The organism is Yinghuangia aomiensis (assembly GCF_039542225.1).
GTDB classification, from domain to species: domain Bacteria; phylum Actinomycetota; class Actinomycetes; order Streptomycetales; family Streptomycetaceae; genus Yinghuangia; species Yinghuangia aomiensis.
The window spans coordinates 114223-134999 of the sequence record NZ_BAABHS010000005.1 but is presented as its reverse complement, the minus strand read 5'-3'; the positions used below and the strand labels follow the sequence as shown (position 1 = coordinate 134999).

Below are 20777 nucleotides of genomic sequence, written 5' to 3'. Positions count from 1 at the left end.
GTCAGTCCTTGCCGGTCAGCTTCTTCACCTGGGCGCGGATCAGGGCGAGGTCCGGTGTCGAACCGGCTTCTCCGGCCTGGTCGTTCACGCGCGTGATCACGACGACCAGGCGGTCGCCGACCTGGACGACGGCCACGGAGGCCTTCTTCTCCGAGCGCGAGGAGCCCCAGCGCAGCCCGTAGCCGACGCGGCCGTCGCCGACCGTCGGGGTCATGAACGACACCGTCCCGAGGTACTCCCACGAGCCGTCGGCGGCCCGGGACTTGGTGTCGTGGCATGCCGCGATCGCGGAGGTGAGGGTGGCGACGAGCTGCTGCGCCTGCCCCGGTGCGTACTCCTCGACCAGTGAGGTCACCTGGTACGGCTTGCCGGTCAGGTCGACCGAGGCCGCCTTGGCGGGCGGCAGCGCGGCCTGACCGGGGTCGAGCATGTCGAGCAGCACCTGGCACTGCGGATCCTGAGCCGCCGCCTTGGGGCCCGGTGCCCGTGCCGGGTCCGGGTATGTGGTGGTCGGCCCTACGGCCAGCCCGGAGTCGGAGGGCAGGTCCTTCGCCGTGAGCAGGAACGACGTCGGATCCCCCTTCGCTCCCTTGCCGCCGCCGAACGGCTGTTGCCCCGACCCGCCGCCGGCTCCCTCTTTGCCGCCGGTGATGGAGTCCTCGCACCCCACCAGCAGCACGCTCAGCAATGCCATCCCGCCGACCACCGCGGTGGTGCGCGTGCGTCGTGCGATCCCCGTGGCCATACCGTTCCTTCGCTCGAACGTGACTCGTACGTGTCGAAAGGATGCAGGCCGCCGTGCCCGGGTTCCCCGCGTGGGGGAACTGCCGTTAATCCGAGGGGGATCCGTCGATCCGCACCCGTGGCCTTGACCGGGGTTGCGTGCTCGGGTACGGGCGGCTGCGCGAGGGAGGCCGGGTCGGTTCGTCCTGCGGGAGGAGGGTCTGGCTGCCAGGGGCGGGCACTCGGGTGGCGGTGTGCGGCGGTGGGTGCGGGGGCGTCGGGGCGGGCGTCGCCTCACGGGTGGGGCGTCGGTGCTGTGTGGTGGGGGTCAGGCCTTGGTCGTGTTGTCGGCGCCGGGGTTGCCGTCGGTGCGGGCTTCGAGCCAGTCGGGCCAGGGGACCGGGGGGTTGGGGAGGGGGGTGATGTCGCGTTCGGCGAGGAGGGCCTGGAAGCCTTCGCGGTCGGCGGGGAAGGCGCGGGGGTCGCCGGCCATGATCTCGTAGAGGGTGGCGCCTTCCGGGCCGGCGATCAGGGGGCCGAAGACGGCGCCTTGTTCGAGGGTGATGTGGGTGCCGGCGGGGCAGGGCCGGTCGCCGATGAGGACTTCGCCGGCGATGACGAAGACGTAGTGCTCGGACATGTGGCCGTGGCGTTCGACGATGACGCCGGCGTCGTAGCGCGCGTAGATGACCATGCGCTCCGGGGTCCACTCGAGGAACTTCTCCCAGACCGAGGTGCGGCGGCCGCTGTGCGACTGGGCCTTGACCTCGTGCCACGGGGTCTCGGAGATGTGGGTGATGCGGAGTTCGGGGTCGCGGTCGGGGCGGGCCGGGGTGTCGGTCATGGAGCGTCCTCGCGGGCGATGGGGGCTTGTCGTAATCGCTTTGCGGAAAGTAGCTTTTTGAAAAGCTACTTTCAAGACCCCCACCCCAGAGCCCCCAAGCTCCCCACGAGCCCCACCGGAGGATGCCGCCATGACCACCACCCCCGCGGACGCCGTGGCGAGCCCGACGCCGGCGCTCGACGACATGCCGCTGATCATCTCCGTCGACGACCACGTGCTGGAGCCGCGCGACCTGTGGCAGAAGGAGCTGCCCGCCGAGCTGCGCGAGCGCGGGCCGCGGGTGGTGCGCGAGAAGGTCAAGCTGGCGTTCTCCGGCGGCAACTACGGGTTCGAGCGGGGGGCCGAAGACGGCCAGTGGTGCGACGTGTGGGTGTACGAAGACCTCGCGTTCCCGACCGGCCGGCTGCACGCGCCCGCCGGCTTCCCCGAGGACGAGGTGCGCAACGTCCCGGCGATCTACGAGGACTTCCGCCCCGGCGTCTACGACCAGGCGGCACGGCTCGCCGACATGGACGTCAACCACGTCCAGGCCGCGGTGAACTTCCCCAACACCTTCCCGCGCTTCTGCGGCCAGGGCTTCGCGGAGCGCCAGGACAAGGACCTGGCCTACCTCAGCCTGCGCATCTACAACGACTGGATGATCGACGAGTGGAGCGCCGGCGACGGGCGCGGCCGACTGATCCCGCTCACGCTGGTGCCGCTGTGGGACCCGCGGCTCGCGGCCGAGGAGGTGCGGCGCTGCGCGGCGAAGGGCTCGTACGCCATCGCGTTCTCGGAGAACCCGTACCGGCTCGGCTTCGCGTCCATGCACTCGGGCGAGTGGGACGTGCTGTGGGAGGCCTGCCAGGAGACCGGCACGGCCGTCACCATGCACATCGGCTCGTCCTCGCAGATGCCGAGCACGTCGCCGGACGCGCCGCTCGCCGTCAGCATGGCGCTCAGCTCGCAGAACGCCCAGGGCTCGCTGATGGACTGGATCTTCTCCGGCACGCTCCAGCGCTTCCCCACGCTCACCATCGCGTACGCGGAAAGCCAGGTCGGCTGGATGCCGTACCTGCTGGAGCGCGCCGACCTGGTGTGGCGGGACGGCGTCGGCGGCGTCGACCTGCCGAACCCGCCCAGCTCGTATGTCGACGGCCGGGTGTACGGCTGCGTCTTCGACGACCAGCACGGGCTGCTGTCCCGCGACTCGGTCGGCCTGGAGAGCATCCTCTTCGAGACCGACTACCCGCACTCGGACGGCACCTGGCCCAACTCGCGGGCCGTCGCGCACCGCCTGTGCTCGGCCGCCGGGATGAACGCGGACGAGGTGTATGCGATGCTGCGCGGCAACGCGATCCGCGCCTTCGGCCTCGAACGCTTCGGCATCGCGAAGTAGCTCAAGCCCCCATTCGTGAGGTTCCCGTGTCGATGAGCGGTTTCGGTGAGTGGCCCGGCGTCCCCGACGAGGAAGCCGGGCTGCTCACCCGCATTGTGCGGCTCAACCTGCTGGTGACCCGGGTGCTGGAGCAGCTCGTCGAACCGCACGGGCTGTCCGTTCCGGACTACCTGGTCCTGGCCACCATCCGGCGCTCCGCGTACGGCCGGACATCCCCCGCGACGATCGCGGAGGTGCTCGGCCGCACCACCGGCGGCATGACCCTCACCCTCGACCGGCTGGCGGCGGCCGGCTGGGTCCGGCGCGTGCCGGAACCCAGCGACCGCCGCCGCGTCGGCATCGAACTCACCGACGAGGGACGCGAACTCGCCGAACGCGTCAACAACGCCCTGCACGACTGGGAGGCCCGGCTCCCGGTCGAGCCCGGCGCCCGCGACGACGTCCTCGGCTCGGTGGAGCAGATGATCGCCCTCGTCGAGCGTTCGGAGCTGATCCGCGAGGCGTGGAACCGCTAGGGCGGGTCCGGTGGCCGAGAGCCACCGGACCCGACCGGTTCCTCAGCGGGTCGAGCCCGCCACGACCGCCTCGGCGATCTGCCGCGGCACCGGCGCGTACGAGTCGAACTTCATGGTGAAGCTCGCCCGCCCCGACGTCCTGCTCCGCAAATCCCCGACGTAGCCGAACATCTCCGCCAGCGGCACGACCGCGCTCACCAGCTTCGTGCCCGGCCGGTCCTCGATCGCCCGCACGTGGCCCCGGCGCGCGCTGATGTCGCCGTTGACCTCGCCGAGGTACGTCTCCGGCGTCGTCACCTCGACCAGCATCAGCGGCTCGAGGAGGACCGGCGACGCCAGCCGCGCGGCCTCCCGGAACGCCGACTGCCCGGCGATCCGGAACGCCATCTCCGACGAGTCCACGGCATGGAAGTCGCCGTCCAGCAGCGTCACCCGCACCCCCGTCAGCGGATAGCCCGCCAGCACGCCCAGCTCCATCGCGGCCTGGCAGCCCTCGTCCACCGACGGCACGAAGTCGCGCGGCACCCGGCCGCCGACGACCCTGTTGACGAACTCGTAGTGCTCGTCCGCCAACGGCTCCACGGCGATCAGCACCTTGGCGTACTGCCCCTTGCCTCCGTTCTGCTTCTTGTACACGAACTCGACCTTGCCGACGGCGGCTTGCAGCGTCTCGCGGTACGCGACCCGCGGGCGTCCCACGTTCGCCGCCACGCCGAACTCCCGGCGCATCCGGTCGACCAGCACCTCCAAGTGCAGTTCGCCCATGCCCGACAGGATGGTCTGGCCCGACTCCGGTTCCGTCTGAACGTGGAACGACGGGTCCTCCTCGGCGAGTCGCTGGATCGCCGTCCCGAGCTTCTCCTGGTCCGCCTGCGACGCCGGCTCCACCGCGACCTCGAGGACCGGGGTCGGGAAGTCCATCGCCTCCAGCACCAGCGGATGCGCCGGATCGCACAGCGTTTCGCCGGTCGTGGTCGACCGCAGCCCCATGACCGCGACGATGTCGCCCGCGCCCGCCGAGGCCACGTCCTCACGCTTGTCGGCGTGCATGCGGTAGACCTTGCCGATGCGTTCGCGCGCGGACCGGAGCGGATTGCGGACTTGGTCGCCCGCGGCGATCCGGCCCGCGTACACCCGCAGGAAGGTCAGCTTGCCGAGGTGCCGGTCGGTCGCCACCTTGAACGCCAGGGCCGCGAACGGCTCGGCGTCGTCGGGGCGGCGCAGCACCACGGTGTCCTCGTCGTCGACCGCGTGGCCTTCCACGGTACCGCGGTCGAGCGGCGACGGCAGGTAGCGTGCCACCGCATCGAGCAGCGGCTGAACCCCCTTGTTCTTGAAGGCCGTTCCGCACAGGACCGGCGTGACGGTCGGGACGTCGGCGCGGCCCGATGCGAGCGTGGCGCGGCGTACCGCGTCGTGGATCTGCGCCTCGGTCGGCTCCACGTCGCCCAGGTACAGCTCCAGGAACGCCTCGTCGTGGTCGGCGAGGGTCTCCAGCAGCCGGGCGCGGGCGGCTTCGGCGGCGGGGACGAGCGCGGCCGGGACGGCGGCCGTGTCGTACCGTTCGCCGAGCTTGGCCTCGGCCGGCCAGGTCAGCGCGCGGAAGCCGACCACGTCGACCACGCCCGCGAACCCGGCCTCCGCGCCGATCGGCAGGTGGAGGACCAGCGGAACGGCGCCGAGGCGCGTCCCGATCATGTCGACGCAGCGGGCGAAGTCCGCGCCCGCGCGGTCGAGTTTGTTGACGAAGCAGATCCGCGGCACGCCGTAGCGGTCGGCCTGCCGCCACACCGTCTCGGACTGCGGCTCGACACCGGCGACCCCGTCGAACACCGTGACGGCGCCGTCGAGCACGCGGAGGCAGCGTTCCACTTCGACGGTGAAGTCCACATGCCCGGGCGTATCGATGAGGGTGAGCGGGTAGTCGACGCCGTCCAGCGTCCAGTGGCAGGTGACCGCCGCGGACGAGATGGTGATGCCGCGCTCGCGCTCCTGGTCGGTCGAGTCCGTGGTCGTGGTGCCGTCGTGGACCTCGCCGACCTTGTACGACGCACCCGTGTAGAAGAGGATCCGCTCGGTGGTGGTCGTCTTGCCGGCGTCGATGTGCGCCATGATCCCGATGTTCCGGGTCCGGGCGAGACTGCGCGTGGTGATGGCCATGACGGTGAAGCCCTCTCTGATGGGCGGTGCGGGGGTGATGGACAAGCGCGGCTGACCACGCCCACGGCACACGACGGGAACCGGACCCGGACGCACCGGCAGGCAAGCACGCGAGCACGCCGGAAGGACGCGCCCAAGGGCAGGCAACCGGGTTACCGGGCAGCGGAGTTCGGCCGCGCGGAAGCGCGGCGTACCGGTCGACGGCCGTCGTGGGTGGGGAAGCGTCGCCGCGGTCACGCGGATATGCGGACATGCCGGCACCGTGGCGCCGCAGGGCGTCACGGTGGGAGTCGCAGGCGTACGGCAGCGGTCACCGGGCCGGCCGGCAAGGCCGGCTTACCGGGAGCGGATCAGCCGCGCGGCGACGCGAGGCAATCGGGCCAACGGCCCTTCCACGGCTCGCGCTTCGCCGAAGGATGCGCACCCCGCGGACGGTCGCCGAAAGCCCGGCACCGCCCGTCGATTCGCGTGAAGGTCGCATCCATGCCCGCCACGTTAGGGGACGGCGGGTACCAAGGTCATCCGGATTTCCCTCACCCCGCGGAATCCGCGCGGAAATCGCCCGGCCGGAGCAGCGGCGGCCCGCCCCGCCGCCGCCCCGCCGCCCCGCCGCCCGGCCGGGCGCCCGCTCATTCGTTGCGCGCGGTCTCCGGCCCGGTGATCCGCTTCAGCTACACCCCGGTGAGGCCGCAATGTCGGATCGGGAAGAGTGGATCGGCAGGCGTGGGATCGGGCAGGCCCCCCGTGCCTCAGTCCTCCGACGGCTGCCGCGCCCGGCTCGGCTGCACCCGCGGCGGCTCGCCCGGCATCTTCGGATGGTCCGGCGGATACGGCATCTCGCCCAAGCCGTGGTCCCGCTCCTGCTTGTCGCTCAGCTCCAGCGCGGCCTCCAGGCCGAACGCGTGCTCCGGCATGTCCGCGTGCAGGTCGCCCAGCTCGCCGTACCGCACGGGCATGGTCAGGATGTCGAAGTCGTCCGGGTACACGTCGTCCAGCTCGTCCCAGCGCAGCGGCGCCGACACCGTCGCCCGCGGATTCGCCCGTACGGAGTACGCGCTGGCGATCGTCCGGTCCCGCGCCATCTGGTTGTAGTCCACGAAGATCCGGCTGCCGCGCTCCTCCTTCCACCACTTCGTGGTGACCTGCTCCGGCATCCGCGACTCCAGCTCCCGCCCGAGCGCGATCACCGCCCGCCGCACCTCCACGAACGGCCAATCCGGCCGGATCGGCACGAACAAGTGCAGCCCGCGCCCGCCCGAGGTCTTCGGCCATGCCGTCAGCCCGTGGTCCGCCAGCACCTCGCGCATCGCGTGCGCGGCCCGGACCGCGTCGGAGAAGTCCGTGCCCGGCTGGGGGTCGAGGTCGATGCGCAGCTCGTCCGGATGGTCGGTGTCCTGGCGCCGCACCGGCCACGGGTGGAAGGTCAGGCAGCCCAGGTTCCCCGCCCACAGGACCGCCGCCACACTGTTCGGGCACATCTCGTCGGCGTGCCGGCCGCTCGGGAAGTTGATGCGGGCGGTCGGAATCCAGTCCGGCAGGTACTTCGGCACGCGCTTCTGGTAGAACGACTCGCCGTCGATCCCGTCCGGATAGCGCTGGAGCGTCGTCGGGCGGTCCCGCAGCGCGCGCACGAGGCCGTCGCCCACGGTCAGGAAGTAACGGACCACGTCGCCCTTGGTGAACCCGCGCTCCGGGAAATACACCTTGTCCGGGTTGCTCAGCCGCACGGACTTGCCGTCGACCTCGATCTGCTCGGCCTTCTTCGCAGCAGCCATGCCCCAGAGTAAGCAGGTTTGGTACGGATAGTCCCGGACGGCGCGCCCCCGCATCCCGCCGAGGGCACACCGGGCGCGGCGCTCTGGCATGGGCGGCCTTGGCGCCGCAAACTGGTGCATATGCACCTTCCCGTGATGCCTCCCGTCAAGCCGATGCTCGCCAAAGCCGCCGCGAAGATCCCGCCGGGCATGCACTACGAGGCGAAATGGGACGGCTTCCGCGCCATCGTGTTCAAGGACGGCGACGAGGTGCTCATCGGCAGCCGCAACACCAAGCCGCTCGACCGCTACTTCCCGGACGTCGTCGACGCCGCCCGCCGCCTGCTGCCGCCGCGCTGCGTGCTGGACGGCGAGATCGTCGTGGCGATCGGCGACCGCCTCGACTTCGACCGGCTCCAGGACCGCATCCACCCGGCCGCGTCCCGCGTCAAGCACCTCGCGGAGACCACCCCCGCCGCGTTCGTCGCCTTCGACCTGCTCGCGCTCGGCGACGTGTCCTACCTCGACAAGCCGCTGACCGAACGCCGCGCCGCCCTGGAAACCGCCCTCGCCGACACCCCGCCGCCGATCCATCTCGCCCCCGCGACCGACGACGTCGCGGTCGCCCAGGTCTGGTTCGACCGGTTCGAAGGCGCCGGACTCGACGGCGTCGTGGCCAAGGACCCGGCCGGCACCTACCGTCCCGACGAACGCGTCATGGCCAAGATCAAGCACGAGCGCACCGCCGACTGCGTCGTCGCCGGATACCGCGAGCACAAGTCCGGCCCGGTCGTCGGATCGCTGCTCCTCGGCCTGTACGACGACCGCGGACGGCTTCAGCACGTCGGCGTCACCTCGGCCTTCACCATGGCCCGCCGCGCCGAACTCGTGCAGGAGCTCGCGCCGTACCGCACGAACGACGTCGCCGAGCACCCGTGGGCGCGCTGGGCCGAGGCCGACGCCCACGAAGCCGACCGGCTCCCCGGCGCGGTCAGCCGGTGGACGGGCGACAAACAGCTCGACTGGGTGCCGCTCCGCCCCGACCTCGTCGTCGAGGTCGCCTACGACCACACCCAGGGCGACCGCTTCCGGCACACCACGCGGTTCCGCCGCTGGCGGCCCGACAAGGCGCCGCAGGACTGCACGTACGCGCAGCTCGACGAGCCGGTGTCCTACAACCTCGCCGACGTCCTCGCCGCGGGCTGACGCGACGTCCCCCGGGAACCGGGTCCGGCCCCGCCCGCGTCGTTCATTCGTCGCACAGCAATCAGGGCCGGCCCGCCCGGGGGACGTCGCGGCACCGCCGCGCGCGGTGCCGGGCACGCGGGGCGGGACGGCCTGCGTGAACTGGGGGGTTCCATGACGCGATGGGTTTCGTGCTGCCCGCGTCCGGCCGATCCGGAACGCGGGACGGCGGATCCGCCGCACGGACCGTCCCGCGTCTCCGTGCACCTTCGGGGCAACCCGGCGTGGCCGCGGGTAGGCGCGTGATGGCCGAAAAGGCTGGGGAGGACGGGGAATCGGTCGGGCGCACGGGGGTGCGGTTGACGAAGACGAAGGCGGATGCAGAGAGGGAGAGGGGGACACCGGGCCGGGTCGTGGACGCGGGCGGGGGCGGCGGCCCGGGGGAGTGGGCGTCGCGGGTCGGCGCGGGACGTGGGCCCGTCGAGGGCCGACGGTCCGAGCCGGAGGATGTCGGGATACCCGGCGGTTCTTCGCTGCCGGCCCCACCGGACCCATCGGCATGGGCCCCACCGGGCCCACAGGCCCCACCGACCCCGCCGCCCGGCGCGCGGCCGAGCTCGTCTGCGGCCCCGGCAACTCGCGCCACGGCCAACGCCTCTCCGCCGCTCCCGGTCCCCGGCATGCTGCGCCCGGCCCACCCCTCCCTCACCGAACTGGAACTCGGCTTCCGGAAGGCGGCCCGCGCCGGTTCCGCGCGCTGGCCCGCCGAGGCCGCCCGAGCCGCGGTGGCGGCCGGACCGGCGCGGCAGCGCGCGGTGTTCGCGTCCGCCGGGCGGGCCTGCGGGCGTGCGCGCATCGCCGCGTGGCCGAGCTGGACGTGCGACGACGCGGCCCGCTTACTGCTGCTCGACGTCTTCGTCGGCGTCGTCCCGCCCTGCGACGCGGCGACGCTGCTCCGTCGGCTGTACGACCGCGGTGACGCCCACGAACGCCGCGCCGTCCTGCGGGCGTTGCCGTACCTGCCGACCGCCGCGGCCTCCGTCGCCCTCACCCGCTCCCTCGCCGAGGACGCATTGCGCACCAACGACCACCGGCTGGTCGCGGCGGCCCTGGGCCCGTGCGGCTACGCGCTGGAACCCGCGGCGTGGCGGCAGGGCGTGCTCAAATGCGTCGTCCTCGGTCTGCCCCTGACGGCGGTCACCGGCCTCGACGATCGAGCCGACCGGGAACTCGCTTCCATGCTCGACGACTTCGCACGCGAGAGGGAGGCCGCCGGGCGTTCGGTGCCGCCGGAGATCGCCCCACTCGCGGCTTTGGCCCGCGAGTCGTGACGGGCAGCCGACCCGCGACGGCTGCGCGCGACGGGGCGTCGCGGGGCAAGGCGGGGCGGGGCGTGGCGATGGCTCTGCCGCGCAGCCGCCTTCGGCCACGCGGCGCGCCCGGCGCGCCCGGCCGCCCGTGGCCGTCCGCTTATCCCGCGGCCGCCCGAGCAGTCGCCAGCAACTCCGGCACCGTCCCCGCGAACTCCGGAAGCAGCGTGAGCGCCACGATCCACGCCTCGACGTGCGTCCCCAGCGTCGGCGTCGTCAGGGCGCTCACCGCCGACCGGGCCTCGTTGAGGTGTCGACCCGACGCGCCGTCGAAGACGCTCAGCGCCCGGACCGCGGGCGTCGCCGCGTCGAAGATCGTCCGGGCGGTGATCAGGCCCGCCGCGTAGGCGATCTGCACGAGGCGGACGCTCTCCTGCGAGCCGAAGTCGCGAAGCGCCGTCAAGGCCTCCGTGCGGGCCTCGCGGCGGCGGTTGCGGCTGCGGCCCAGCACGCCGGCCGGAGCCCACGAGGACCCGGTCGTCGGCGTCGCGATCTCCGGCGGGCAGCCCGGCTCGTCGTTCAGCACGAACAGGCCGGGGAGCGGGCTGTCCGCGTGGGTGCGCATGATCAGATCCCAGTCGGGCGGCTCGTGCGGCGCGAGCATGACCAGGCGCGCCATGCCGCCGGACTCGCGGGCCCGCGCGTCGCGCTGCCGCTTCGGGACGGCGTCCAGGCGGCGGAGGAGTTCGCGCGTGCCGGTGAGCCGCCCCACCGCCAGGTCGAGCCGGTGCAGCCCGTGCGGGTGCTCCAGCGCGTCGGCGACCGACTCCAGCTCAGCCGCTCGCGGACGCTCGACGAGCGGGACCGTCCGGAGCGCGGCGGCGACCGCGTCGCGTCCGGCCAACCGCCAGAGGTTCACGCAGCCGCGTAGCAGTACCAGCCCGGCGGCCGGAAAAGTCCGTTCGACATGCAAGGCGGCGAGGGCGTCGGCGATCGCCCCCGCATCCGGGGCTTCGATCTGCAGGTATACGGCGCGCTGCGTGGGGCTGCCGCCCTCGCCGGTGCCCGGCACCCGGGTCCCCGGCGGCAAGGCGTGCAGCGCGGAGACGAGGAACTCCCGGCAGGCGTAGGGATGGTGCAGAAGCTGCCGGGCGACCGGCGGCGACGGCTCCTCGGCGAGCCGCCCCAGGATGTCCGGCGTCGCCACCGGATTCGCGGCGAGCGCGACGCGGGCTTCGTCGTGGCCGTGCGCGAGGATGTACGCGACGAGCGCCCCGGTGGGCAGCCCGCCGCTCGCGATCAGGTCGTGGCAGGCGTTCGCGTCGAGCCGCTCGAGGACCGCCCCCATGACCGGCCACGGCGCCTGGCCGAGCAGCAGCGCGCCCGGGTGCACGGCGGATCACCTCTCCCGCGTCGGTTCGTGCGGCGCAGGGTAGCCGGGAACCGGCGAGGCGGGCACGCGGGTTTTCTCGGGTCTCGGGTGCTCGGGTGCTCGGGTGCTCGGGTGCCTGCGTGCTCGGCTGCGGCGGCTCAGGCGTCCGTTGCCGTCTCCGGGTCGGCGATCAGCGGTGCGAACGCGTCGGCCAGGTAGGCCTGCAGGCGTTCCGGCGGAGCATCGGCGAGGATCCGGACGTCGGCGATCGATGTGATCATCCCCATGCCGATGTTGAGCGACAGCAGCAGTGCCGCGCGGATCTCGGCATCCGGGCCCTCGAGCTTCTCCGCCAACGTGCTGATGTTCGCGCGGAGTTGCTCGCGCAGCAGCTCGGCGACGCCTTCCCGTCCCGCGCACTGCACCATCAGCACCAGCGGGGACTCGCCCGCGAAACCGGTGGGCCGGCTGCGGAACCACGACACCGACCGGTCGGCGAGTTCGTGGACCGGGCCGTTGATGATCGAGGCCGGATTCCGCTCGTGGGTCACCGCCTCGACGAACAGCTTTTCCTTCGAGCCGAAGTAGCGGTAGATCAGCGCCGGGTTCACGCCCGCGTCGGCGGCGATGTCGCGGACCGAGGTGGCTTCGTAGCCGTCCCGCGCGAACCTGGCGACCGCGGCGTCCAGCAGCGCGGCGGCGGTGGCCTCCGCGGAACGGGCGCGGGGGACGTCCGCATGGTCGGCGGTGGCGGAGGCTCGGGTGGCCACGGCTGATGCACCCCTCGTCACGTCGGGATTGTCCCGGTTTTACTCGGGTGGAGTCCGGGAGTGGAGCGGAAATGAGCCGATTCTCGGTCGCCATCTAACCACCCGCGCGGCCGCTCGCCATCCGGTCCCGCCGCGGGGTGGCGCACGCCGTCGTGGATAATATCTGCCGCTTACATGTAAACCAGGTTTACATGGTGCGCGAGCGAGGGGAACCACCTGCCTTGACCACCGTCCCCGGGACGCAGAACGACGTCCCCACCCCGCCGGACAACGCCACCGACCTCCGCAAGGCCGCCGCCTCCGGCGAGGCCCCGGAACAGGGTTCGAGAACCGGCGTCGTCCTGATGATCCTGGTGCTCGGCGCGCTCACCTACTCGCTGCTGCAGTCGATGCTGGCGCCCGCACTGCCGGTCATCACCAAGGAAGTCGGCACCACCACGGACACCGCGTCGTGGCTGCTCACCGCCTACCTGCTGGTCGCCTCGGTGACCACCCCCGTGGTCAGCCGCCTCGGCGACATCCACGGGAAGAAGAAGCTGTTCGTCGTCGCCATCGCCAGCCTCGGCCTCGGCTCGCTCATCTGCGGCCTCGCCGACTCGATCAGCCTGCTCATCGTCGGCCGCGCCATCCAGGGCATCGGCGCGGCGGTCTTCCCGCTGTCGTTCGGCATCGTCCGGGACGAGTTCCCGCCGCAGCGGCGCGCGGCCGCGATCGGACTCACCTCCGCGGTCATGGGCATCGGCGGCGGCATCGGCTCGGTGCTGGCCGGTCCGATCGTCGACCACCTCTCCTACCACTGGCTGTTCTGGATCCCGATGGTCGTGTGCGTGTTCACGGTCGTCGCGGCCTGGATGTTCATCCCCGAGTCGCCCAACCGCGTCGCGTCGGCGCGCATCAACTGGCTCGGCGCGGCGCTGCTCGGCGGCGGGCTCGCCTGCCTGCTGCTGGCCGTGAGCAAGGGCCGTACGTGGGGCTGGGGCTCGGGCACCACCCTCGGGCTGTTCGCCGGCGCCGTCGTGCTGCTCGCCTTGTGGGTGTTCGCCGAACTCAAGTCGTCCAGCCCGCTCGTCGACATGAAGGTCATGCGGCTGCGCGGCGTGTGGACCACGAACGTGGCCGGCCTGCTCATCGGCTACTCGATGATGGCGATGATGTTCCTGATCCCGCAGCTGTTCCAGCTCCCCAAGACCAGCGGCTTCGGATTCGGCACCAGCGTGACGCTGTCCGGCATGTACATGCTGCCGCTCGCCATCGCCATGCTCATCGCCGGACCGACGGCGGGCGCGCTCGAAGCCCGCTTCGGCTCCAAGCCGTCGCTCATCGGCGGCGCGGCGCTGATCACCGGCGGGTCGGTGCTGCTGATCATCGTGCACGGGGCGATCTGGGAGATCGGCATCGGGCTGTTCATCCTCGGCCTCGGCGTGGGCGCGGCGATGGCCGCGATGGCGAACGTCATCGTCGGCGCGGTGTCGCCGGACCAGACCGGCATCGCGAGCGGCATCAACACGATCGCCCGCACGGTCGGCATGTCGTTCGGCTCGGCCATCTCCGTGGTGGCCATCACGTCGCACACCGCGTCGTCGGGCCTGCCAGAGGAGAACGGGTTCGTCCTGGCGTTCTGGATCGCCGCCATCGCGGGCCTCGGCGCGGTGCTGGTCGGTCTGCTGGTGCCGGCCGCCCGAAGGGCGAGCCGCCAGGTGCAGTGACACGCTCCTGACGTGGGACGGGTTCCGTGCCACGATCGGGTGATGACTGCTTCGGGGGACATCGACACGATCGTGGCCACGGCACTCGGGGAGCTGAGAGTACGCGGCAGTTCGGCCCGGCTCACCGCCGAACTGTCCGCGTACCACTGCCTCGACGGGCGAGGCTTCGGCGGCTGGACGGCGGCACTCGCCGGCCTGGCCGCCTCGTGCTTCGCGGCCGACAAGCACCTGCGGAGCCTTCAGACGGTCTTCAGCCGGGCGGCGGTACCGGGCGAGCTGACGTTCGAGGTCACCGCGCTGGTGGAGCGGCGGACGGCGTCGGCGTACCGCGTGACGGCGTGTCAGACAGACGGGCCGGTACTGGCCGCGCTGGCATGGTTCACCGCCCCGTCACTCCTTGCTCCCACGGGCCTCCCGTCCCCGGACTTCGCGACGCAGCCGACCCCGGAGTCCTGCCCGCGCGTCGACTGGATCGCCAAGATCGGCGAGTTCCTCGGCGGGTTCGAGATCCGCGCAGTCGACTATGCGCTGAGCCAGACGGAGTTCGAGGGACCGTTCCGGGACGGCGGGGACGGGGTGGCGTTGTGGGTGGGGGCGTCGGCGGGGTGGGATGGGTCCGCAGAGACGCGTGCGCCGGCTGTCGCTTCGGGCTTGGCCGAGCGCCTCACCGACCTGATGATGGTCGACGCGTTCCTGATGGACGCGGCCCTCCGCGGCCGCCCCGGCGACGCCATGCTCACCCTCGACCTGACCACCGAATGGCACGCCACCCCCGGCCCCGCGACGAGCATGACCCTGCTCCAGGCCACCGGCCACACCCACGGCCTCATAGCGTCCACCCAAGGCACCCTGACCACCCCGTCGGGCCACATACGAGCCACGGCGACAAGCCAGTGCCGGGTGTATCCGGGGGCGGGGCGGTAGGCGGGGCGGCGGCAGGTCGCACCCGGCCGCCAATCCCACCGATGGCTCGGCTGGGTCCGGCGGCTGCAGGACGCGGCGCGGGCTAGTGCCTTTCGAGGCTGCCGCTGCTGGACGCGACCTCGCGGGTCATACGTAGGTTGGGCAGCCTTCCTTGCCACAGCTCTCGCTCGCCCGTGATCGTGAATCCGTGGCGTTGGTAGAAGCGGACCGCGCTGTCGTTGTAGTCGGTGACCCATAGGCATACGGGTGCGGCGCCGGCCCAGGTGAGGAACTCGGTCATCATGCGGGCACCGAGTCCCTTGCCCTGGACGTGTTTCAGCAAATACATCGGTCCGAGCGTGACCACCTCGCTCCGGCGTCCGCAGAGAACGCCGACGATCTCGGTTTCGGAACGGACGACGCGGCAGAACAGCAGGTCCGGTTGCCGATTCTCGGCCTCGATGAACTCCCGCCACCGGGTGATGCCTTCCGCTGTCGCCGCCGAGCCGCGATGCTCACGGATCCAGGACTCGTCGATCCCCAACTCCGGGTTGGGGTACGTCTGCAGCCACGCTCTCAGCAGCAACGGCCCCAACCCCGCGGAGTCGTCCGGACGAGCGGATTCGATCACGTAGGTCATGGCAACGATCCTCGTCGGTCATTCACCGTCTCGACCGGAGCGCGCACCACCGCGTCCACACGTGGCACTGATGACCTCCCACGAGACGGGCCCGCCAGGCCACTTCACCTCGAACGCGTGCGGTGCTGTGGAGCGGCAACCCACCTGGACGCGGATCCGGCGCTGGGATACAACCGTTGACGGCCTGCTGATCGCGGAGCCTCGGTTGCCGCCGGGGAAGCGCGTGGACGCGGTGCCGGCCGCCGCGGATCGGTGTCGAACGGAGACGACGGAGCGCGGACGTGCCAGGGCGCCGAAGCCGACCCGCAGGCAAGCGACGAACGGGGAACTCGTAGTGCAGCCACAGGATGTCCAGGTCACATATCCTCCGGTGCGGCGTCGACAGCGGTTCTGGGAGAACCTGCCGGCGCTGCTGGGGGTTCTCGCCGCGTTGATCGGGGCCGGCTTCTTCGGCGGTTGCCAGGTCCAGCAACAGGTGGGCGCCAAGGACCCGGTGACGGTGACCACCACACAGTTCGTCACCGTCACGGCCCCCGCGGCGCCGGCTGCTTCCGGGAACGGGAATCAGGCTTCCCCGAGTGCGGATGCTCCGAGTACGGCGAGTACGAGCGGCGCGGGTTCCGTGCAGTGGACCGGGAAGGTGCGCCTGGGGGACGTGGATCTCGACACTGTTCCTCCGAGCCAGGTCGCGTACATGGACAGCGACGTGGGTTACAACGGAATGTCACGCACCCTTGGTATCGGACCGCGCGCCGCCGAGACGGGCAGTCTCGCCGTTGCCTCGGCTGGTTCGCGGCCCACGCAGCAGGAATGCGCGACGCTGTTGACAACCCAAGGGACGACGAGAAACCTGCAGGTGACCCCCGGCGAGTCCGAGGTCTTCTGCGTGCGAACGGACCGGGGCCGCACGGCCTTTGTCGACGGATTCGACGGACAGTTCGTCACCGTCACGGTCTGGGCGAAGTGACCCGCACTTTGCCGGAGTTTCGGGTCCAGGAGTGCGGGGGCGCGGCGGCCCGGGCCCCGGGAAGGGGCCTGGGCCGCCGCGTGGCTCTCCGCTGCTACCACTGGTACCAGAGGTGGTCATCCCAGGGGTAGTTCGTCCAGGGACCGCCGGTTCCGGTGCAGGGGTACATCGTGATCGACTGGAGGGAACCCCAATCCGAACCGTTGTAAGCCCATCCGGAGACATCAAGGCACATATTCAAGTCCTTCACGCTTTGCAGCGCGAACCGGTCGTCGTTGGCGTAGGGGTAGTACTTGATGAACTCCTGGTTGTCGTATCGAGTCTTGTTGCACCCATACATTCCGACGATATCGCCCGAATGCGGCGCGCCGAGATCGGGGATGTCGAGGCATTGGCCCGGCGTCGCATTGTTGGCGATGACGAAGGTGGGGCGGCCGAAGTAGTCGACGAGGCTGGTGTTCTGGAAAGTCCAGTACCTGTTGCTGCCGCCGCTGTCGCAGTCTTCGGTAATCGCCTTGGCTCCGGGGTTGGAACCGTCGCCGGGCAGGCCCACGCAATACGGGGTAATCGCGTTGCGCAGGCGCAGCGGCCCGGTGTCTGCCTGCGCTTGAGGCACGCTGAGCCCCAGGAGGAGAAGCAGGGCCCCCACGGCGATGCCGAGTTGCCGAATCACTCCGGTGCTTTTCTGTGAACTCACGGTTCCCTCGCTTGCTCGAATACGTCGGCATGCGGAGGTACGGTCAGCCCCCCGCCTGACCGGATCAAGCTAATGCACGGGATGGGGGTGCGGAAGCAAGGGAAGCGCGCGAGAGCGAAATTCGGCCGCCGATGCCGACTCCCTATAACGCCCCAAATCTCCACCCCGGCCACGGCAGAGCCCGATTGCTCGCCGCGGGGGCCGTCGGCGGCGTCTTACACCCGCGCGTGGGTGGTGATGTCCGCACGGAAGTCCGCCACCATCGCCGGGGTCACCGTCGGGCGGCACTGGGCGACTGCGTGGAGGAAGTCCTCGGTGCCGGCGCCCGGGGTGGTGGCCTCCGCGGTGTCGAGGTCGCGTTCGAAGGAGACCTGGGCGGCGATGCGGGCGGCGTGGTCGATGTCCGCGGGGGTGAACAGCTCGCTGGCGCGGACCAGGGCCTCGAGGTCGACGTCCGGGCGGCGGGCGTGGGCGTAGCGGGCCCACATCGCGCGGCGGGCGGCCTGGTCGGGGGTGCCGATCGGGATCACGTAGTCGAAGCGGCCCGGGCGCAGGAACGCCGGGTCGAGGGAGCGTACCGAGTTCGTCGCGCACACCAGCAGGCGCTCCTCGCGCTCGCGGAACGCGGGGATCAGCTTCAGCAGCTCGTTCGTCACCGAGTGCGTGCCGCCCGGCGGCGTCGTGGACTCGAACTGGCGGACCGGCGCGATCTCCTCGACCTCGTCGATGAACACCACCACCCGGTCCAGCTCGGCAATCCGCGCGAACGCCTCGCGCAGCGCCGCCGCCAGGTTCCCGCTGTCCGCGAGCCGCGACGGCAGCAGCTCGACGAACGGCCAGCCCAGCCGCGACGCGATCGCGCGGGCGAACGTCGTCTTCCCGGTCCCCGGCGGCCCGAACAGCGCGATCGCGCGCGGCGGTTCGACGCCGTGCCGCTCGGCGCGCGCCGGATCCGCGAGCGGCAGGACGACGCGGCGTTCGATCAGCGTCTTCTCCTCGTCCATCCCGGCCAGCCGCCCCCACAGATCGCCCGCGGGCATGCGGCCGCCGAGCCGGTCCAGGACGTCCGCCGCCCGGTCGTCCACCGGTTCGACCTTCTCGAAGTACGCCACCGCGGGCCGCCGGTCGTACCCGGCCGTCTGCAGCCCCTCCTGCAGCAAGTCCTCCTCGGGCAGCACATACGCGATCCGCCGCACCCGCAGCTCCACCAGCCGCCGCTCCAACGCCAGCAGCAGCGCGCTCGCCAGCCCCCGTCCGCGCAGCGCCGGTGCCAACGCGATCCGCATCACCCACGCGCGGCCCTCCGCGACCGTCGCCAGCGCCGCGCCGACGACCTCGCCGTCCCGCCGCGCCACCACCGCGGGCTGCCGGGCGGTCAGCGCGGTGATGCACTCCGCGACGGTGAACACCGAGTCCGGGCCGACACCCGAGGTCGTGTCGATGAGGTGGACGACGGCGGCGAGGTCGTCGTCGCGGTACTCCTGAACGATCCAGCCCATAACACTCTCCCGGCTCGGCGGAAACCCCGCGGGACTGGTCCCGCGCGGTCGTCGAGAGCCGAACGCTAGGGGGCACCGACCCGCCGATGACTCCTCCGGAATGGACAAACGGATGATCCGGCATGCTCCGTGTCGGACAATGCGGTCCCGGGATATTCCGGCGTCGCCGACGGCGGCCCGAACGCAGCCGTGATGCATGGATGGCCACTGATGACCACCGATGACCACCGGATGACGGCCTGGCGACGCTCTGACGGCGCTCTGACGGCGGTCTGACGACAGCCGATGATCGGCGGACGCCCCCGCGCGCCGCGCCCATTCGAGGGACCAACCCCGCGCGGCATCCGCCCGGTTGCGGCAAGGTACCGGCATGGCCTTCGTACCGGACCAGTCCGCCGCACCGCACGGAGCGCCGCCGCCGCGGCCGATGGTGGTGTGCGGCGACGACGCGCTCGCGTACCGCCTCACCGCCGAACTCGCGCGCCTCTACGACCAGCCGGTCATCGTCCTGGTGCCCTCCGCGGGCTCCGCCAACGGGCTGCGCATCACCGAACTCGCCGCCGTACCCGGCCTGTCCGTCACCGTCCGGGAAGCCGCCGCGCCCAGCGAGGACGCGCTGATCCAAGCCGGCGTCGCGGGCGCCCAGGCCATCGCCCTGGCCTACACCGACGACCAGACCAACATCCACGCCGCCCTCCGCGCCCGTCGCATCAACCCGCACATCCGGCTCGTCATCCGGCTGTTCAACCGCAAACTCGGCCGCTACCTGGAAGACCTCCTGGGCCGCGCCACCCCCGGCGGCACCGACCTCACCACCAGCGTGCTCTCCGACGCCGACACCGCCGCCCCCGCGCTCGTCGCCGCCGCCCTCGCGGGACAGCGCTCCCGCATCGTCGAAGCCGACGGCCTCCTGTTACGCGCCGCCGACCGCACCGCGGGCGAACCCCTCCGCAGCATCGCCGACGGCGACCTGTGCACCCTCGCCGTCCTGTCCGACCCCGGCGCCGCCGCGGGCCCGCTCCTGCTGCCCGACGACGACGCCGTCGACGCCGCCCACGCCACCCGCAACCGCGTCGTCCTCGAAACCGTCACCCGCGACACCCAGCCCGTCGCCCCGCTGCGGGCCCGCGCCCGCGCCCTGCCGCCGAGGCTTCCGCTCCGCGAACTCTTCTCCCGGCGGCTCATGCTCGCCGTCGCCGGCCTCGTCGGCCTCGAAGCCGTGTTCGCCCTGCTCACCTGGCAGGTCACCAAGAACCCGCCGCTGCGCGCCGCCTACCTGTCCATGCTCGACCTGATGGCCATGGGCGACCCGGCAGTCGGCGAACGCAAGGGCCGCCAAATCCTGCAACTCCTCTCCGGACTCACCGGACTTGCCCTGCTGCCCATCCTGTTCGCCGTCGTCCTGCAAGCCCTCGGCTCGTTCCGCAGCGCCACCGCGCTGCGCCGCCCGCCGCGCGGCATGTCCGGCCACATCGTGCTCATGGGCCTCGGCAAGGTCGGCAGCCGGGTCCTCGACCGACTGCACGCGCTCGGCGTCCAGGTGGTGTGCGTCGAACAGAACCCGAAGGCCCGCGGCGTCGCCCTCGCCCGCTCCCTGCACGTGCCGTGCATCGTCGGCGACGCGACCCAGGACGGCGTCCTCGAAGACGCCCTCATCGAACGCGCCGACGCCATCATGGCGTTGACCAGCAGCGACAGCACCAACCTGGAGACGGCGCTGTACGCCCGCGAATGCAAGCCGGACATCCGCGTCGTCATGCGCCTGTTCGAGGACGACTTCGCCGCCGTGGTCAACCAGGCCATGCGCGCGTCCTATCCGCAGGCCACCACCCGCAGCCGCAGCGTCTCCACGCTCGCGGCCCCGGCCTTCGCGGCGGCGATGATGGGACGGCAGATCCTGGGCGCCCTGCCCGTCGAACGCAGCGTCCTGGTCTTCGTGGCGCTGGAGGTAGGCGACCACCCCGACCTGCTCGGCCGGACCGTCGACGAGGTCTTCCGCCCCGGCGCCCGCCGTGTCCTGGCCCTCGACCTCGCCCAACCCCACGAACGCCGCCCGCTGATCGCCGGCCCGACGGCCGCGGGGGAGCGACACGAGCCGGAGCTGGCCTGGGGATTGCACCAGGGGTACGTCCTGCAGGCCGACGACCGGGTGGTGCTGGCCACGACACGGGAGGGACTGGCGGCGTTGGTGCGGGGGAGGCCGGGGGCGGCTTCGGCTTCGGGGTCGGCTTCGGGGGCAGGTTCGGCTTCGGGGTCAGGTTCGGGTTCGGATTCGGGCGTGGTCGGCCAGTCCGCGAGCCCGGGACTGCCGCCGGAGACAGGGGCTCGGGCGCTCGACGGCTCGGGTTAGGCTG

17 protein-coding genes are annotated in these 20777 nt (G+C 71.8%); 8 read left to right on the top strand and 9 right to left on the bottom strand.

What is annotated here, in order from left to right:
- Position 1 precedes the first annotated feature (1 nt).
- On the bottom strand, positions 2-745 hold the full coding sequence (locus tag ABEA93_RS08575) for a hypothetical protein (RefSeq protein ID WP_345674743.1): 744 nt from the start codon (positions 743-745) through the stop codon (positions 2-4).
- 306 nt (positions 746-1051) lie between these two features.
- Positions 1052-1567: a hypothetical protein gene (locus tag ABEA93_RS08570; protein WP_345674742.1), complete on the bottom strand. Its 516-nt coding sequence runs from the start codon at positions 1565-1567 to the stop codon at positions 1052-1054.
- A 130-nt stretch (positions 1568-1697) separates the two neighbouring features.
- Between ABEA93_RS08570 and ABEA93_RS08565 the strand changes: the two genes are divergently transcribed.
- Both ABEA93_RS08565 and ABEA93_RS08560 read left to right on the top strand, forming a co-directional pair.
- Positions 1698-2945: an amidohydrolase family protein gene (locus ABEA93_RS08565; RefSeq protein ID WP_345674741.1), complete on the top strand. Its 1248-nt coding sequence runs from the start codon at positions 1698-1700 to the stop codon at positions 2943-2945.
- Between the two features lie 32 nt (positions 2946-2977).
- Positions 2978-3460, top strand: a complete 483-nt coding sequence (locus ABEA93_RS08560) for a MarR family winged helix-turn-helix transcriptional regulator (RefSeq protein WP_345674740.1) — start codon at positions 2978-2980, stop codon at positions 3458-3460.
- A 42-nt stretch (positions 3461-3502) separates the two neighbouring features.
- Here the strand turns inward: ABEA93_RS08560 and fusA are convergent, their stop codons facing one another.
- Together fusA and ligD are read right to left on the bottom strand one after the other, a co-directional pair.
- Positions 3503-5620 carry an elongation factor G gene (gene fusA, locus ABEA93_RS08555; protein WP_345674739.1) on the bottom strand — a complete coding sequence of 706 codons (2118 nt, stop codon included), beginning with the start codon at positions 5618-5620 and terminating at the stop codon, positions 3503-3505.
- A 749-nt stretch (positions 5621-6369) separates the two neighbouring features.
- On the bottom strand, positions 6370-7395 hold the full coding sequence (gene ligD / locus ABEA93_RS08550; RefSeq protein ID WP_345674738.1) for a non-homologous end-joining DNA ligase: 1026 nt from the start codon (positions 7393-7395) through the stop codon (positions 6370-6372).
- 120 nt (positions 7396-7515) lie between these two features.
- On the opposite strand from ligD, the gene ABEA93_RS08545 reads away from it, so the two are divergent.
- Both ABEA93_RS08545 and ABEA93_RS08540 read left to right on the top strand, forming a co-directional pair.
- Positions 7516-8580, top strand: coding sequence for an ATP-dependent DNA ligase (locus ABEA93_RS08545; protein WP_345674737.1), 1065 nt, complete (start codon positions 7516-7518; stop codon positions 8578-8580).
- 659 nt (positions 8581-9239) lie between these two features.
- Complete coding sequence (locus tag ABEA93_RS08540; protein ID WP_345674736.1) at positions 9240-9890, top strand: EboA domain-containing protein; 651 nt, start codon at positions 9240-9242, stop codon at positions 9888-9890.
- A 139-nt stretch (positions 9891-10029) separates the two neighbouring features.
- Here ABEA93_RS08540 and ABEA93_RS08535 read toward each other — a convergent pair whose 3' ends face one another.
- Together ABEA93_RS08535 and ABEA93_RS08530 are read right to left on the bottom strand one after the other, a co-directional pair.
- Positions 10030-11262 carry a hypothetical protein gene (locus ABEA93_RS08535; RefSeq protein WP_345674735.1) on the bottom strand — a complete coding sequence of 411 codons (1233 nt, stop codon included), beginning with the start codon at positions 11260-11262 and terminating at the stop codon, positions 10030-10032.
- Positions 11263-11399: 137 nt separating this feature from the next.
- On the bottom strand, positions 11400-12011 hold the full coding sequence (locus ABEA93_RS08530) for a TetR/AcrR family transcriptional regulator (protein ID WP_345674734.1): 612 nt from the start codon (positions 12009-12011) through the stop codon (positions 11400-11402).
- A 221-nt stretch (positions 12012-12232) separates the two neighbouring features.
- On the opposite strand from ABEA93_RS08530, the gene ABEA93_RS08525 reads away from it, so the two are divergent.
- Positions 12233-13717: an MFS transporter gene (locus ABEA93_RS08525; protein WP_345674733.1), complete on the top strand. Its 1485-nt coding sequence runs from the start codon at positions 12233-12235 to the stop codon at positions 13715-13717.
- Positions 13718-13759: 42 nt separating this feature from the next.
- Positions 13760-14641, top strand: a complete 882-nt coding sequence (locus tag ABEA93_RS08520) for an acyl-CoA thioesterase domain-containing protein (protein WP_345674732.1) — start codon at positions 13760-13762, stop codon at positions 14639-14641.
- A gap of 82 nt (positions 14642-14723) precedes the next feature.
- On the opposite strand, the gene ABEA93_RS08515 is transcribed toward ABEA93_RS08520, so the two are convergent.
- Entirely contained in the window at positions 14724-15260 is a 537-nt protein-coding gene (locus ABEA93_RS08515; RefSeq protein ID WP_345674731.1) for a GNAT family N-acetyltransferase, read from the bottom strand.
- Positions 15261-15321: 61 nt separating this feature from the next.
- Here ABEA93_RS08515 and ABEA93_RS08510 point away from each other — a divergent pair, with 61 nt between their 5' ends.
- Complete coding sequence (locus ABEA93_RS08510) at positions 15322-16227, top strand: hypothetical protein (protein WP_345674730.1); 906 nt, start codon at positions 15322-15324, stop codon at positions 16225-16227.
- A 94-nt stretch (positions 16228-16321) separates the two neighbouring features.
- Here ABEA93_RS08510 and ABEA93_RS08505 read toward each other — a convergent pair whose 3' ends face one another.
- On the bottom strand, positions 16322-16924 hold the full coding sequence (locus tag ABEA93_RS08505) for an RICIN domain-containing protein (protein WP_345674729.1): 603 nt from the start codon (positions 16922-16924) through the stop codon (positions 16322-16324).
- Positions 16925-17139: 215 nt separating this feature from the next.
- Entirely contained in the window at positions 17140-18423 is a 1284-nt protein-coding gene (locus ABEA93_RS08500) for an ATP-binding protein (RefSeq protein WP_345674728.1), read from the bottom strand.
- Positions 18424-18793: 370 nt separating this feature from the next.
- Here ABEA93_RS08500 and ABEA93_RS08495 point away from each other — a divergent pair, with 370 nt between their 5' ends.
- Positions 18794-20773, top strand: coding sequence for an NAD-binding protein (locus tag ABEA93_RS08495; RefSeq protein WP_345674727.1), 1980 nt, complete (start codon positions 18794-18796; stop codon positions 20771-20773).
- Positions 20774-20777: the final 4 nt, after the last annotated feature.

Excerpts from the sequence above, each read along its gene's own strand:
- ligD (WP_345674738.1), bottom strand. The coding sequence starts at position 7,395 with ATGGCTGCTGCGAAGAAGGCCGAGCAGATCGAGGTCGACGGCAAGTCC.
- fusA (WP_345674739.1), bottom strand. The coding sequence starts at position 5,620 with ATGGCCATCACCACGCGCAGTCTCGCCCGGACCCGGAACATCGGGATC.
- ABEA93_RS08495 (WP_345674727.1), top strand. The coding sequence starts at position 18,794 with ATGGCCTTCGTACCGGACCAGTCCGCCGCACCGCACGGAGCGCCGCCG.
- ABEA93_RS08500 (WP_345674728.1), bottom strand. The coding sequence starts at position 18,423 with ATGGGCTGGATCGTTCAGGAGTACCGCGACGACGACCTCGCCGCCGTC.
- ABEA93_RS08540 (WP_345674736.1), top strand. The coding sequence starts at position 9,240 with ATGCTGCGCCCGGCCCACCCCTCCCTCACCGAACTGGAACTCGGCTTC.
- ABEA93_RS08560 (WP_345674740.1), top strand. The coding sequence starts at position 2,978 with ATGAGCGGTTTCGGTGAGTGGCCCGGCGTCCCCGACGAGGAAGCCGGG.
- ABEA93_RS08575 (WP_345674743.1), bottom strand. The coding sequence starts at position 745 with ATGGCCACGGGGATCGCACGACGCACGCGCACCACCGCGGTGGTCGGC.
- ABEA93_RS08520 (WP_345674732.1), top strand. The coding sequence starts at position 13,760 with ATGACTGCTTCGGGGGACATCGACACGATCGTGGCCACGGCACTCGGG.
- ABEA93_RS08570 (WP_345674742.1), bottom strand. The coding sequence starts at position 1,567 with ATGACCGACACCCCGGCCCGCCCCGACCGCGACCCCGAACTCCGCATC.
- ABEA93_RS08565 (WP_345674741.1), top strand. The coding sequence starts at position 1,698 with ATGACCACCACCCCCGCGGACGCCGTGGCGAGCCCGACGCCGGCGCTC.
- ABEA93_RS08515 (WP_345674731.1), bottom strand. The coding sequence starts at position 15,260 with ATGACCTACGTGATCGAATCCGCTCGTCCGGACGACTCCGCGGGGTTG.
- ABEA93_RS08545 (WP_345674737.1), top strand. The coding sequence starts at position 7,516 with ATGCACCTTCCCGTGATGCCTCCCGTCAAGCCGATGCTCGCCAAAGCC.